Origin of the sequence: Corynebacterium sp. HMSC058E07 (genome assembly GCF_001809885.1) — a bacterium.
In the GTDB taxonomy this organism is placed as follows: domain Bacteria; phylum Actinomycetota; class Actinomycetes; order Mycobacteriales; family Mycobacteriaceae; genus Corynebacterium; species Corynebacterium macclintockiae.
Genome location: NZ_KV799275.1, coordinates 72955 through 87407, shown reverse-complemented (window position 1 = coordinate 87407; position 14453 = coordinate 72955). Strand labels below are relative to the sequence as shown.

Sequence of the window (14453 nt, the reverse complement as noted above, 5' to 3'; positions counted from 1 at the left end):
CATGCACTCTTGGCCCGAACCGGAAGTCCCTCAGCTGCCGGGTGAAGCTCCGCAGCTTCGCCTGTACGACACCGCCGATGACGCGCTGAAGCCCGTCGACCTTGCGGGAGACGAAGTGGGGATGTACGTCTGCGGCATCACCCCCTACGATTCGACGCACCTGGGCCACGCCGCTACCTACCTGACGTTCGACCTGATCCACCGCTACCTGCGTTCGGCAGGTGTGGGCGTGCACTATGTGCAGAACATCACGGACGTCGACGACCCGCTGTTCGAACGCGCCCAGCGCGACGGGGTGGACTGGCAGGATCTGGGCAGTAGCCAGATCGACCTTTTCCGCTCCGACATGGAGGACCTGGCGGTGATCCCGCCGCGCGAGTACGTCGGGGCAATGGAGTCCATCGAAGAGGTCATCGAGATGGTGAGCACACTGCTGGACGTCGGCGCCGCCTACCAACTGGAAGGCGACGAATACCCGGATATCTACGCCGACCACACCTTCCTGCCCCAATTCGGCTACGAGTCCCGCTATACCGAGCAGGAAATGGCCAAGTTCTTCGCCGAACGTGGCGGAGACCCCGAGCGCCCCGACAAGCGCCACACCCTGGACGCACTGCTGTGGCGGGCCCACCGCGACGGCGAGCCGAAGTGGGAATCCCCGTTCGGCCCCGGCCGTCCCGGCTGGCATATCGAGTGCTCGGCCATTGCCGTCAACCGCCTGGGCGCGCCCTTCGCAATCCAGGGTGGCGGCAGCGACCTGCGCTTCCCACACCACGAATTCTCCGCCACCCACGCCGAGGCCGCCCACGGGGTGGATCGCATGGCGCAACACTATGTGCACACCGGCATGATTGGCCTGGATGGCACGAAGATGAGCAAGTCCCTGGGCAACCTGGTGTTCGTCTCCAAACTCACGGCCGCCGGCCATGAGCCGTCCGCCATCCGATTGGGCGTGTACGCAGGCCACTACCGCCAGGACCGCGACTGGGCCGATGAGGTGCTGGCCGCGGCCGAGCAGCGCCTAGCCAACTGGCGGGACGCCCTGGCTGCCGGTGGCACCACCGTCGAACAGGCCCGGGAGCTCATCACCACGGTCCGCGGCCACCTGGCCTGTGACCTCGACACACCCAGCGCCTTGAAGGCAATCGACCACTGGGCTGCGGCCACCGAACCTGGGGCTGCGGGGGAGGAGGCTGCGGCGTCCGAAATAAAAACCGCAATCGATGCGCTGTTGGGCGTGCGCCTCTAGCTTCCACAGGGCAGACTGTGTTCTATGAGCACCACACAGCTAAGTACAGCCACCGCTGATGCCCGCGACGAGTTCCTCGACAACCTACGCCAGATGGCGACAGGCAGCTACCTGCGCGACGAGGATCGAGAGTTCTGGGAGGCCCCCTACCCGGAGTCCGCAGTAGACGAAGCACAGCAGATCGTCGACGGTATGCTGCAGGCCGCCCAGACCGTAGCAGCCGGCGACGAGGCGGAGCTAAAGAAGATCGCCGCTACGCTCAACCTGCAGAACAGCGACGAGAGCGCGGACGAGCAGCCCAACGCCACCACCCTCGCCGTCACCGCCGTCGTCATCCAGCACGTCACGAAGCTCAAGGAGCTGTCCGCCCGTCACGAGGACGCGCTGCTGGAAGACGAGGAAATCAAGGATCTGCTGGCGCTGGTAGAAAAGCTGGCCGTGGACCTGGACGCCGACGATATGTTCGTGACCAGCCAGGCCGAGGCCGTCTGCGAAGCCTAGCGCGGCGCCAGCATAATTCCCTGGTTGCAGGTGCCGATGAGGCCCTGTTCGTCGTAAATCCGGGTGACCGTCGTGCCGATGCCGTCGGTGCCGTAGTTCGCCTCGGCGGATAGTCCCAGCCACTCGCCTCGCATCTCGTGGTGCAGGTAGACCGTGGTATCTACGTTCATGTACGTCCACTTGTCCGTGTCCAGCAGGTTGTTCAGGCCGTTGGCGATGTCCACGGTCTTCATCAGGCGCACCCAGTTGGAATCTTCCTTCCCCTCGACTGCGGGGAGGTCGGTGCGCGACCAGTAGATCGCCGGGTTGCGCTTCTCCGCGACCTCCAGCTGGTGCTGTTCCAGGTGAGCCTTACGGGCGTCAATAGAGTCGATATAGCCGCTGGCCCAGCGTTCCAAGAAGTCCGTGCCGTCCTCCGCACCGACCGGCCCTGGCATGGGCTCGCCGACGGTGCGCTCGATATCCTGAGTATCTCCGCGGCGGATCCACCAGCCGGAACCGCGGACGAACTCGCGGCCGGATTCGTCGGTGACGACGGCCTCCAGGAAGCTGATGCGCTTGCCGGGGCGCACCACCCGCGCGTGGGTGCGCAGCTCGCTGAGAGGCACCGCCCCCAGAATCTCGACGGTCATGCGGCTGAAACGACCCTCTTCCAGCGACATGCCCGCGTCCCGGGCGCCGTCCTCCAGCACCGTCGCAATCAGCGCGGCGGGCGGCGAACCGTGCTGGAATCCCGGCCCCCAAGGGCTTTCGGTGTGCTGGGTCGGGTGGTAGTTGCGGTAGATGTGGCCGCCTTCTTCCGTGACCTTGCCGGGGATAAAGTACGCCGATTGCTCGTTCATTGCTTTCCTTTCCAAAATGTGGGCTACATCACTTACTACCACATACGCCCGGGGGCTGGTCGCACGTTTGTCCTAAACTGAACGACATCATGAAAGCAATACTTTGGGACATGGACGGCACCCTGGTCGATACCGAACCACTGTGGGGGATCGCAACCTTCGAAATGGGCGAAAAGATGGGGCGCCCGCTGACCCCGGAGGTCCGCGAAAAGACCGTCGGCGCCACGACCCCCACGACCGTCGAGATCTGCGCGGCGCATGCGGGTTTGGATCTTGATGACGCCGCCAAGGCTGCATGGCTCGACTTCATGTACACGCGCGTAGGGGAGCTCCTTGCACGGGAGTTGGAATTCCGCCCCGGGATCAGGGAGATCCTGCACGAGGCCAAGGCCGCTGGGTTCCCCATGGCGCTGGTTACCAACACCAACCGCGCACTGACGGAGCTGTCCTTGGATTCCATCGGCCGGGAGTTCTTCGACTTCACGTTGTGTGGCGATGAGGTTCCCAATGGCAAGCCCGCCCCGGATATCTACGCCACTGCGGCAGCCCGCTTCGGCTTCGCACCCGTCGACTGTCTGGTGGTGGAGGATTCCACGACCGGTATGACGGCTGCCCGCGACGCGGGCTGCCGCGTGCTGGGCGCGCCCACCGACCCGCACACCGCGATCCCCACCGGGGTGCAGACCCTGGCCGAGCTGCGCGGGGGAGCCCAGGATCTGGGTGGCTTCGCACTGGAGGATCTGCGCCAGATCCACGCAGACTTGGGGCACACAGCACCGGCCAGTGTGCGATCTGCCACAATGGAAGACGTGAACGAACAAGAACTTAAGACCTTCGAATCTCTCTTCGCCGAGCTGTCCTCCCGCGCCAAGGAGCGCCCGGAAGGTTCCGGCACGGTTAAGGCCTTGGATGCGGGCGTGCATTTCCAGGGCAAGAAGATTGTCGAAGAGGCCGGCGAGGTGTGGCTGGCCGCGGAGTACGAATCCGACGAGGAGCTCGCCGAGGAAATCTCCCAGCTTCTGTACTGGCTGCAGGTCGTCATGGTCGGCCGTGGCCTCACCCCCGAAGACGTTTACAAGTTCCTCTAAATAAGAAAGGCAATCGTAAATCATGCTGCGCGTCGCAGTGCCCAACAAGGGCTCCCTGTCTGAGAAGGCCACGTCGATCCTCAAGGAGGCCGGCTACGCCACCCGTGGTGACTCGAAATCCCTGACGATTGCCGACGAGGATAACGGGGTGGAGTTCTACTTCCTGCGCCCCAAGGACATCGCGATCTACATTGCCTCCGGCCACCTGGATATCGGCATCACCGGGCGCGACCTGGCGGCGGATACCCGCGAAGAGGTCGACGAGTTGCTGCCGCTGGGCTTTGGTGCTTCCACGTTCCGCTACGCCGCCCCGCAGGACGAGGAGTGGACGGTGGAGCAGCTGGACGGCAAGCGCATCGCCACCAGCTACCCGAATCTGGTTCGCAAGGATCTTGCCGCCCGTGGCCTGGAGGCTCAGGTGATCCGCCTAGACGGCGCGGTGGAGATTTCCATCCGCCTGGGTGTGGCCGATGTCATCGCCGACGTCGTCTCCACCGGCCGTACTCTGCGACAGCAGGGCCTGAAGCCCTTCGGCGAACCCCTGTGTGTCTCCGAGGCCGTCATCGTCGGCCGCAAGGATGCGGAGGTCACGGCGGAGCAGCGCGTGCTGATTAACCGCATCCAGGGCATCCTGCACGCACACAACTACGTGATGCTGGATTACAACATCGCGCGTGCCAACCTGGACAAGGTCACGGCCATCACGCCGGGGCTCTCCGCGCCCACCGTGTCCCCGCTGGCCAATGACAGCTGGGTTGCGGTTCGCGCCATGGTGCCAAAGACGCAGGCCAATTCGCTGATGGACGAGCTGTCCGCCCTCGGCGCAGAAGCGATTCTTGCTACCGATATACGCATTGCTCGCATCTAGTCACTAATTCGTTAGGGTGGGGTATACATTGCAACCCCTAAATACCCAAGGATGTTTTGTGACTGATCAACCCATTCCCTCAGCAGCAGCGGCAGAAGTTTATGGCGATAAGGTCGTCAACTCGACCGACATCATCACGTCAGCTGAAACACACTCCCAGCTGGCGCGCGCCGCGAAAAGCTTCCGCACCGAGGAAGACCTGTTGGGCACGATGGAGGTTCCGGACCATGCCTACTATGGCGTCCACACCCTCCGCGCCGTGGATAACTTCCAGGTCTCGCGCACGACCATCAACCAGATCCCGGAGTTCATCCGCGGAATGGTAATGGTCAAGAAGGCCACCGCCATCGCCAACAACGAGATCTTCGCGCTGCCGGATGAAAAGGCAGAAGCGATCATCTGGGCCTGCGACCAGGTGCTGGAAGAGCACCGGTGCATGGATCAGTTCCCGATCGACGTGTTCCAGGGTGGTGCGGGCACCAGTGTGAACATGAACACCAACGAGGTGATCGCCAACCTCGCACTGGAGTACCTGGGCCACCCGAAGGGCTCCTACGACATCATCAACCCCAACGATGACGTCAACATGTCCCAGTCCACCAACGACGCATACCCCACGGGCTTCCGCCTGGGTCTGCACTTCGCGATCGACCAGCTAATCAAGCACCTCGACGCGCTGGAGCGCGCCTTCCTGGCCAAGGGCCAGGAGTTCCGCAACATCCTAAAGATGGGCCGCACCCAACTACAGGACGCGGTTCCGATGTCCCTGGGCCAGGAGTTCCGCGCCTTCGGCTACAACATCGCCGAGGAGCGCCTGCAGCTCGAACGTTCCCAGGCACAGCTGCGCGAAATGAACCTGGGCGCCACCGCCATCGGTACGGGAGTGAACACGCCTCCCGGCTACCAGAACGCGGTCATCCGCGCCCTCAGCGATGTCAGTGGATTGAAGATCGAACCGGCCCGCGACCTCATCGAGGCCACCAGCGATACCGGCGCGTACGTCAACGCTCACGCGGCGGTGAAGCGTGTGGCAATGAAGCTGTCGAAGATCTGTAACGACCTGCGCCTGCTGTCCTCTGGTCCGCGCGCGGGTCTGAACGAGATCAACCTGCCGGAGCGCCAGGCGGGTTCGTCGATCATGCCTGCCAAGGTCAACCCCGTGATCCCCGAGGTCGTCAACCAGATCTGCTTTAAGGTCTTCGGCAACGACCAGACGGTCTCCATGGCGGCGGAGGCCGGCCAGCTGCAGCTCAACGTCATGGAGCCGGTCATCGCCCAGTGTGTGTTCGAATCCGTCCGCTTCCTGGCTCGTGCCTGCACCACACTGCGCACCCTGTGCGTCGTGGACATCACTGCCAACGCCGATGTGTGCCGCAAGTATGTGGAGGATTCCATTGGCATCATCACCTACCTCAACCCGCTGATCGGTCACCACAACGGTGACCTGGTGGGTAAGGAGGCCGCCCGCACCGGCCGATCCGTCCGCGAGCTCGTGCTGGAAAAGGGCCTGTTGGACGAGAAGACCCTCGACGAGGTCCTCAGCCCCGAGAACCTGTTGAACCCGAAGTTCCAGGGCAAGCTGTACACCGACTACAGCGAAGAGGAAACCTCCCAGGGATAATCCGGCGGGGTGCCACCGAAGGCAGGGCACAGATCCTGGAAGTGGCACCATCCGCATAGCTTCGTCGTGCGCGGCTGGAAGTTTCCGCTGCGCACATCCGCCTGAATGCGCCCCCATAGCTCGCCGAGCTCCCGCTCGAAGGCGACCAGCTCGGCAGCGGTTGGGCTCAGCACCATATCGTCGCTGACCTTCAAGTACATCAACCGCAGCTGGGTCGGCAGCTCGCCGGTCATGCGCCACCACACCAGGGCGTAGAACATCATCTGGAAACGGGCCGAGTCGGCGAAGCGAGGGGCGGGTTTCTTTCCCGTCTTATAGTCCACCACGCGCACCTGCCCGGTCTCCGCTATGTCCACTCGGTCGATGAATCCCCGCACCGGCACATCATTGGGCAGCGTTAGATTCACGAATTGTTCGCACTCGTGGGCGTCAAAACCCTCCGGATTTTCCATCTGGAAGTAGCCCTTCACCAGCTCCCGGGCCTCCTCCCAGAACGCCAGGGTAGATTCCTCCGGCACCAGCTCAGCCAGCTCCGCTTCCGTAGCCAGCATCTTTTCCCACTCCGGGCGGATCATCTTCACCGCCGCCGGGTAGGTGCGCTGCCCGCGCGGTAGCTTGTGTAGGTTCTCCAGCACCGCATGTACCAGCGTGCCTTTGACCTGTGCGACCGTCTTCGGCTCCTCCAATTTGTCGATGGCCCGAAAGCGGTACAGCAGCGGGCACTGCTTGTAGTCGTTGGCGCGGGAAGGAGACAGGGCTAGTTTCTTACTCACCCCGCCCAGCCTAGTAAAGTGGTGCAGATCCCTTAAAGCAGGAAGGAAGACCACATGGCATATTCCGGCCGTTTCACCGAAGGCGACCGCGTGCAGCTCACAGACGCCAAGCGCAGGCACTTCACCATCACCCTGGCCAAGGGCGAGAGCTTCTTTACCCACAAGGGCGAGATCCGCCACGACGACATCATCGGCCAGCACGAAGGCACCGTGGTGAAGTCCTCCGGCGCGGGCGAATACCTGTGCTTCCGCCACCTGCTGGTCGACCACGTGTTGTCCATGCCCCGCGGCGCTGCGGTCATCTACCCGAAGGATGCCGCCCAAATCCTCGTGGAAGGCGATATCTTCCCCGGCGCCACCGTGCTGGAAGCCGGCGCCGGCTCCGGCGCAATGAGCACCTGGCTGCTGCGCGCCGTCGGCCCGACCGGCAAGGTCATCAGCTATGAAATCCGCGAAGATCACCTGGTCTACGCCAAGGACAACGTGGAGGACTACTTCGGCGGTCACCCCGACAACTGGGACCTGCGCCTCGGCGACCTGAAGGCCGTCACCAAGGAGGACGTCGGGGAAGTCGACCGCGTGCTGCTGGACATGCTGGAGCCCTGGGAGATGCTGGATACCGTCAAGGACGTGCTGATCCCGGGTGGCGTGTTCATGACCTACGTCGCCACCGTGCCGCAACTGATGAAGGTCATGGAAGGCATCCGCGAAACCGGTTGCTTCACCGAACCCAAGGCGTGGGAATCCCTCGTTCGCGAGTGGAAGGTCGACGGCCTGGCCACCCGCCCCGAACACCGGATGAATGCGCACACGGCATTTCTGATCCTGGCGCGCAGGCTGGCTGATGGCGTCACCGCACCTCGACCGCAACGCCGCGCACGCCGTTAGTAGACTGGTCAGTATGACCGAGAACACAGCAGCGGAAGGACCGAAGACCCTACGCGAGTTGCAGATCGCAAACCGGCAACTCGGCGCGCGCAACGCGAAGCTCGTGGAGCTGCTGCAGGCCAGCCGCGCGAAGCTGGAGGAGATCAACGGTCGTCTGGAAGCGCTCGCGGAACCGCCCAGCACCTACGGCACGTTGCTGCAGGCCAACCGGGATTTCACCGCGGAGGTATTTACGGCCGGCCGCCGGATGCGCCTGATGGTTTCTCCACATGTTCCGCAGCACGAACTCGTCCCCGGCGCGATGGTGCGCCTGGGGGAGGGGCAGCAGGTCGTGGAGGTCACCGGCCAGCCGGACTTCGGCGACATCGCGCAGGTTGTGGAGGTCACCGGGGATCGATTGATCATCGCCGACAAGGTGGGCGAGGAGTACGTGGTCAAGGCCGCCGCGGACCTGGTCGGCAACGTGGTCACCGGCGATTCCGTCATTGTGGACCGCAAGTCCGGATGGGCTTTCGAGGCCGTACCCCGCGCGGAAACGAACAACCTCATCCTGGAGGAAGTCCCGGACGTCACCTACGACGACATCGGTGGCCTTGGCCAGCAGATCACCCAGATCCGCGACGCGGTCGAGCTGCCCTTCCTGCACCCCGAGATCTACACACGCTATGGCCTACGTCCGCCGAAGGGCGTGCTGCTCTACGGCCCGCCCGGCAACGGCAAGACCCTCATCGCGAAGGCTGTGGCGAACTCCCTGGCGCAGTCGGATTCCCCGTACTTCCTCAACATCAAGGGCCCCGAGCTGCTGAACAAGTTCGTGGGCGAGACCGAGCGCCAGATCCGCGCGATCTTCGAGCAGGCCCGCCGCGTGGCCAGCTCGGGCCGCCCTGTCATCGTCTTCTTCGACGAGATGGAGGCGCTGTTCCGCACCCGTGGCACGGGCGTCAGCTCCGACATGGAGTCGACGGTCGTCCCGCAGCTGCTCGCCGAGCTCGACGGTGTGGAGGCCGCAGGCAACGTCATTATCATCGGTGCCTCGAACCGCGAGGAGCTCATCGACCCGGCCATCCTGCGCCCCGGTCGCCTCGACGTTAAAATCCGCATTGCCCGACCCGACGCGGCCGGTGCGGAGGCCATCTTGTCGAAGCACCTCGTTGCTTCTCTTCCTATTGACGCCGACTTTTCCGCCACCGCCGGTTCCAGCGACGCAGCAGCGGCGGCCCTGCGGCAGAGCATTGTCGACGAGCTCTTTGCCCGGGACGAGGCGCACCGTTACGTCACGCTCCACTATGCCGACGGCAGCCACGAGGACCTGTACTGGGCGGACTTCGTTTCCGGCGCGATGCTGGCGAACATCGTGGATCGGGCGAAGACCTTGGCCATCAAGGATGCGCTGCACAACGGCGCAAACGGTACAGACGGCCTGCGCCCGGATCACGTCTCCGCGGCGGTGCTTGCCGAGGTGGCGGATTCCGAGGACCTGCCGGATACCACCAATCCCGCGGAGTGGGCGCGCATCTACGGCCATGGCACGAAGCGCGTCGTGGACATCGACGTGCACAAGGTCTAGGAGGGAAGAATCTTGTTTGGCCCGCACATCATTGGCTCGGAGACGGAATACGGCATCGTCGCGGTGAACGACCCGGCTGCCAGCCCGATCCTCACCTCCACCCAGGCTGTCATTGCCTACGCAGAGCACAGCGGCCAGGGAGTCAATCGTCGCACCCGGTGGGACTATGAAAACGAATCCCCCCTGCGCGACATCCGCGGCTTCGACCTGCGCCGCTATCGCCGGGGGAGCGCACCGGTACTGGATCCGAACGCCCTCGGCGCGGCGAACGTCATCACGGCCAACGGTGCGCGTTTCTACGTCGACCACGCGCACCCGGAGTACTCCGCACCGGAGACCACGACCGCCCACGATGCGGTGGTGTGGGATCGGGCGGGGGACATCATCATGCACCGCGCAGCCGAGGCCGCCGAGCCGGAGCTGAAGATCTACAAGAACAACGTCGACGGCAAGGGCGCCAGCTACGGCGCGCACGAGAACTACCTGTACCCCCGGGACTTGAACGTTGAGGACGTGCAGGCCGCCCTAATTCCGCACTTCGTCACCCGCCAGGTTTTCTGCGGCGCTGGCCGCATCGGGTTGGGTCCAGCAGGCGAGCAACCAGGATTCCAGATTGCCCAGCGCGCCGACTACATCGAGACCGATATCTCGCTGGAGACCACCCTGAACCGCGGCATCATCAACACCCGCGACGAACCCCACGCCGAGGCCGATAGGTGGCGCCGCCTGCACGTCATCATCGGCGATGCAAACCTCAGCGAGTTCTCCAACTACCTAAAGTTCGGCACCACCTCGCTGGTGCTGGCGGCTGTCGCCGCGGGCGCCTACTACGGCGACCTGCGCCTGCTGGAACCGGTAGCGGACGTCCAGCGCGTCTCCCGCGACCTGGACTGCACCTACCGCCTGCGCTTCTACGGTCAGGTCGAGCGCACGGCGATCGAAACGCAGCGGGAGATCCGCAAGAGGGTCTGGGAGATCCTCGATCTGCGCGGCGACGACCTGGAGGTCTACGAGCTCTGGGGCGAGATCTTGGACGACCTGGAAGCCGACCCGCTGTCCACCGCCGATCGGCTGGACTGGACGGCCAAGCTGCAGCTGATCAACGCCTACCGCGCCCGCGGGCTGGAATGGACCGACCCGCGCCTGGCGTTGGTGGATCTGCAGTACTCGGACATCGACCCGCGCCGCGGGCTGTATCACGCTCTGGTGAACAAGGGCCGGATGCGCACCTTGGTCGACCCGGCGGAGGTAGCGGCAGCGGTGGACGCCCCACCACGGGCCACGCGCGCCTGGCTGCGCGGGCACCTGGTGGCGAACTACTCCGCCGACATCCTCTCGGCGAACTGGGATAACGTGATCGTCGATACCCCCGACGGTGCCGTGCGGATCACCATGGACGACCCCCGCGCGTTCAACCAGCTGGAGCTGCGCGCGCTGTTGGAATCGGGGTCTCGGCCCACCATTGCCGAGCTCGTGGCAGGCTTGAAGGACATCCACCCGGACAAGGTCTCCGGGATTGGCAGAAAGGAAGATTAACCAATGACTCAGGGCGGACAGATCAGCGCCGGCGGCGGTCGGCGCGACGACGACCAACCGCTGGATCAGACGACCGGCGCCGGCACCCAGCAGCTGAACGTCACCGGCACCGACGATCTGCTGGACGAGATTGACGGGCTGTTAGAAAACAACGCCGAGGAGTTCGTCCGCTCCTACGTGCAAAAGGGCGGGCAGTGACCTCCCCAGCTATCCGCCGCCGCATCATGGGCCTGGAGACGGAGTATGGCATCGCCAACATGCAGGATTCCTCCCGTCGCCTGGGACCCGACGAGATCGCCCGCAAGCTCTTCGCCCCCGTCGTGGAGGAGCACCGCAGTTCGAACATCTACACCGAGAACGCCTCGCGCCTCTACTTGGACGTCGGCGCCCACCCGGAGTTCGCCACCGCGGAATGCGATAGCCTGCACCAGCTGATCGCCTATGATCGCTCCGGCGACCTGATGTTCCACGACCTGGCCGACCGCGCCGAGAAAGCCGTCGGCGGCAAGGTCTACCTGCTCAAGAACAACACGGACTCCCTCGGCAATTCCTATGGTTGCCACGAAAACTACCTGGTCAGCCGCGATATTCCCCTCAAAGGGCTCAGCAAGCAGCTGCTGCCTTTCTTGGTCACCCGCCAGCTGATCTGCGGCGCGGGCAAGCTCGCCATCCCGTACCCCGGCGCGCCGAACGAGAACTTCAGCCCGGGCTACACCATGAGCCAGCGCGCCGACCACGTCTGGGAGGGTGTGTCCAGCGCCACGACCCGTTCGCGCCCCATCATCAACACCCGCGACGAGCCGCACGCCGATTCCTCCCTGTACCGCCGCCTGCACGTCATCGTGGGCGATTCGAACATGTCGGAGGTCACCACGGCCCTCAAGGTCGGCTCCACTCTACTGGTGCTGGAGATGATCGAGGCCGGCGTTTCCCTGCCCGACTTCGAGATGGCCAACGAGATTCGCTCTATCCGCGAAATCTCCCGCGACTTCACCGGCCAGGTGGACATCGCTCTGCGCAGCGGGTCGACTGCCACGCCGTTGGAGGTGCAGCGCGCTTTTTATGACGCCGCCTGCGCCTACCTCGCCTCGCGTGAAGACACGGAGCAAGGCACCTCCAACGCGGAGTTAGCCCCCGTGGTGGATCTGTGGGGCCGCGTGTTGGATTGCTTCGACACGGGCGACTTCGCTCCGGTCTCCACGGAGATCGACTGGGTGATCAAGAAGTCCCTCTTGGATCGCATGGCCGCCGCCCGCGGCCTGGATCCCATCGATCCGCGTTTGGCGCAGATCGACCTGATGTATCACGACATCCACCCGGAACGTGGTCTGTTCAATGTGCTGGCCCGGCGCGGGCTGGCCAAGACTCTGCTGGCGCCGGAGGTCATCGAGGAGGCCGTCCGTCACGCCCCGCCGACCACCCGCGCGGCGGTGCGCGGCCGCTTCATCTCCGCGGTGCGTGCGCATCCCGAGCTCTCCTACACTGTGGATTGGATGCGGGTGAAGGTCAACGGCGAGAATGGGGCAGAGGCTCTGCTGGCCGATCCTTTCGCCAACTCCAACGAGGATGTCGACCGCATTATCTCCTCCCTGGAAGCCCGATGAACCGAAATCGCCCCGTCGAAACCCACTGGATGCCCGGCGCCACCCGGCTGTTTAACTTGGTGATCGCACTTCTCAACTCCGACGGTCCGCGCTCCGTCGAATGGGTGCTGGCCAATGTTGATGGCTATCAGCACGACAACGACGATTCCGCCCGCCGCCAGCTCAGCCGCGACCGCCGGGACCTCGCCGCGTTGGGCGTGCATATCGGCGGCACGGACGAACTGAGCCTCGACCCCGCCCAGACTTTCCTTCCCGACATCGAGTTCACCGATGCCGAGGCTGCCGTCATCGCAGCCGCCAGCCACTGGGCCCAGTCCAGCGGCATGCATCACGCCGCCCAGTCCGCGTATGCCAAGCTGGCCGCCGCCGGGATGCAGCACCGCATCTCCACCGGCGAGGTTGCCATTCCCTCCATCCCGGATCACACTGACCTGGATGGCGATTCGTTCGACGCTATCTTCCGCGCCCTCGATAACGGCCTGGTCTTGAGCTTCAACTACTATCCCTCGCTGGTCGATACGCCCCAGGAGCGCCGCCTGGAGCCGTGGGCGTTCGGCGCCCAGGACGGCCTGACCTATGTCACGGGCTTCGACCCCGACCGCGCGGCCCAGCGCACCTTCCGACTGGCGCGCATCGATTCCGTCGTAGCCCTCCCGGAGTTTTCCCAGCACCCCCGCCCGGAAGGCACCCCGCAGCAGCTCATCGCCCAGGGGTTGGAGCACAGCCGCCAGATGGTCATGGCGACCGTGGAGTTCCCGGATGACGGCGCCTGGGAGCTGCGCCGCCTCACCGATGACAACGGCCAAATCGGCCCCGTGGAGCGCACGTGGTTTGTCCGCACCGCGGCCGCCTATGCACCCCACGTCATCGTTACCTCGCCACCGGATCTCGTCGCCGATGTTGTTGCCGTTCTCAAGGAGGCTGTTAAATGACGCCCCTTCGTTCCAACGCCGAGCAGTTCCAGCGCACACTGTCGGTGGTCGCCTGGTTCCGCAATCACCCGGACAGCAGCCTGATGGAGGCTGGGCGCGCCCTTAACCTGTCGACCGCGCAGATCACCCGCGAGCTCGGTCAGGTCAGCATGTGCGGCCTTCCCGGCTATTTCCCGGGATCCCTGGTGGAGGTCACGGTCGACCGCATGCGCGCCACCGTGGAGTTCTCCGCCGGGTTGGATCGCCCAGTGGCGCTCACGCCGATGGAGGCCGGTGTACTGTTGCTGAACCTGGAGGCGTTGCGCTCCACGGCGCCAGCGGAGACGCAGCAGACGATCGACACGGCCAGCGAGAAGATCCAGACCCTCCTGCGCGCGCGACGCGCCCATACCGAAACTTTTACCCCCGAGTTGGCCCCCTCGGAGGCGTCCTTCCTGGATCTGCGCCACAGCCTGGCTGAGGCGATCCGCACGCGCCGTCAAGTCAGCTTCAACTACCAATCCGTCTCCAGCGACACGTTCAGCCCCCGCACCGTAGACCCCGACCACGTGGGCCTGGTCGACGGGGAGTATTACCTGTGGGCGCGGGAAGGTGGCGTCACTAGAAAAACCTTTGCACTGTCCCGCATCGAGGGGCTTGACCTGGGAGAAGAAGGCACAGCCAGCCCGCTCGACGTACCCGAGATCGACCCGCAGGATCCCTTCGGCTTTGCGGGTAGCGACCGGTGGGCTCGCATAGAGCTCGACGAATCACTGCGGTGGATGCTGGAGTACTTCCCGATGTGGGTGGTGGAGGACGAGTCGCGCCTGGTCGTCGACGTGCCCGAAACCGGCCCGTGGCTTCTTAGGTTTTTACTCGGGTTTTCGCACGGAATTCGCGTGCTTGAACCGCTACCATTGTCCGAGAACTTAAAAGCCCTAGCGCGGCGCGGCCTCGAAGCATACGAGGCTCACGGGCTAGGATAGAAAGACCGATTCCAACAAC

The 14453-nt window shown here is 64.3% G+C and carries 14 protein-coding genes; 12 read left to right on the top strand and 2 right to left on the bottom strand.

All coding sequences use genetic code 11. The features are described 5' to 3' along the window. The first annotated feature begins 1 nt into the window (after position 1). Positions 2-1249, top strand: a complete 1248-nt coding sequence (gene mshC / locus HMPREF2678_RS05820) for a cysteine--1-D-myo-inosityl 2-amino-2-deoxy-alpha-D-glucopyranoside ligase (protein WP_070551355.1) — start codon at positions 2-4, stop codon at positions 1247-1249. 24 nt (positions 1250-1273) lie between these two features. Then, on the top strand, positions 1274-1750 hold the full coding sequence (locus HMPREF2678_RS05815) for a hypothetical protein (protein ID WP_034976549.1): 477 nt from the start codon (positions 1274-1276) through the stop codon (positions 1748-1750). Here the strand turns inward: HMPREF2678_RS05815 and HMPREF2678_RS05810 are convergent. Continuing rightward, positions 1747-2592: a thioesterase family protein gene (locus HMPREF2678_RS05810; protein WP_034976551.1), complete on the bottom strand. Its 846-nt coding sequence runs from the start codon at positions 2590-2592 to the stop codon at positions 1747-1749. The genes HMPREF2678_RS05815 and HMPREF2678_RS05810 overlap by 4 nt on opposite strands. Positions 2593-2681: 89 nt before the next feature. Here HMPREF2678_RS05810 and HMPREF2678_RS05805 point away from each other — a divergent pair, with 89 nt between their 5' ends. The 3 genes from HMPREF2678_RS05805 to aspA are packed head-to-tail and all read left to right on the top strand — an operon-like array spanning position 2682 to position 6169. After that, positions 2682-3680 carry a phosphoribosyl-ATP diphosphatase gene (locus tag HMPREF2678_RS05805; RefSeq protein ID WP_070551353.1) on the top strand — a complete coding sequence of 333 codons (999 nt, stop codon included), beginning with the start codon at positions 2682-2684 and terminating at the stop codon, positions 3678-3680. A 22-nt stretch (positions 3681-3702) separates the two neighbouring features. Next, on the top strand, positions 3703-4548 hold the full coding sequence (gene hisG, locus HMPREF2678_RS05800; protein ID WP_034974360.1) for an ATP phosphoribosyltransferase: 846 nt from the start codon (positions 3703-3705) through the stop codon (positions 4546-4548). Positions 4549-4606: 58 nt separating this feature from the next. After that, positions 4607-6169 carry an aspartate ammonia-lyase gene (aspA, locus tag HMPREF2678_RS05795; protein ID WP_080716115.1) on the top strand — a complete coding sequence of 521 codons (1563 nt, stop codon included), beginning with the start codon at positions 4607-4609 and terminating at the stop codon, positions 6167-6169. Here aspA and HMPREF2678_RS05790 read toward each other — a convergent pair. Next, on the bottom strand, positions 6139-6942 hold the full coding sequence (locus tag HMPREF2678_RS05790; RefSeq protein ID WP_070551351.1) for a RecB family exonuclease: 804 nt from the start codon (positions 6940-6942) through the stop codon (positions 6139-6141). The two genes, aspA and HMPREF2678_RS05790, sit on opposite strands and share 31 nt — an antisense overlap. 54 nt (positions 6943-6996) lie before the next feature. Between HMPREF2678_RS05790 and HMPREF2678_RS05785 the strand changes: the two genes are divergently transcribed. The 7 genes from HMPREF2678_RS05785 to HMPREF2678_RS05755 are packed head-to-tail and all read left to right on the top strand — an operon-like array spanning position 6997 to position 14434. Continuing rightward, the gene (locus HMPREF2678_RS05785) at positions 6997-7830 is read left to right on the top strand and encodes a tRNA (adenine-N1)-methyltransferase (protein WP_070551348.1); all 834 of its coding nucleotides are present in this window, start codon (positions 6997-6999) and stop codon (positions 7828-7830) included. 13 nt (positions 7831-7843) lie between these two features. Next, positions 7844-9397 carry a proteasome ATPase gene (gene arc / locus HMPREF2678_RS05780; RefSeq protein WP_034981929.1) on the top strand — a complete coding sequence of 518 codons (1554 nt, stop codon included), beginning with the start codon at positions 7844-7846 and terminating at the stop codon, positions 9395-9397. Between the two features lie 12 nt (positions 9398-9409). After that, a complete protein-coding gene (gene dop / locus HMPREF2678_RS05775) occupies positions 9410-10933 on the top strand; it encodes a depupylase/deamidase Dop (protein WP_070551346.1) in 1524 nt (507 codons plus the stop codon). A gap of 3 nt (positions 10934-10936) precedes the next feature. After that, positions 10937-11131 (top strand): ubiquitin-like protein Pup, encoded by a 195-nt coding sequence (locus tag HMPREF2678_RS05770; protein WP_034967812.1) that lies wholly within the window; start codon positions 10937-10939, stop codon positions 11129-11131. Positions 11132-11157: 26 nt separating this feature from the next. After that, positions 11158-12537: a Pup--protein ligase gene (gene pafA, locus HMPREF2678_RS05765; RefSeq protein ID WP_070551745.1), complete on the top strand. Its 1380-nt coding sequence runs from the start codon at positions 11158-11160 to the stop codon at positions 12535-12537. Further along, positions 12534-13469 carry a helix-turn-helix transcriptional regulator gene (locus HMPREF2678_RS05760; RefSeq protein ID WP_070551345.1) on the top strand — a complete coding sequence of 312 codons (936 nt, stop codon included), beginning with the start codon at positions 12534-12536 and terminating at the stop codon, positions 13467-13469. Before pafA ends, HMPREF2678_RS05760 begins: the two co-directional genes overlap by 4 nt. Continuing rightward, on the top strand, positions 13466-14434 hold the full coding sequence (locus HMPREF2678_RS05755) for a helix-turn-helix transcriptional regulator (RefSeq protein WP_043012097.1): 969 nt from the start codon (positions 13466-13468) through the stop codon (positions 14432-14434). The genes HMPREF2678_RS05760 and HMPREF2678_RS05755 overlap by 4 nt, the downstream gene beginning before the upstream one ends. Positions 14435-14453: the final 19 nt, after the last annotated feature.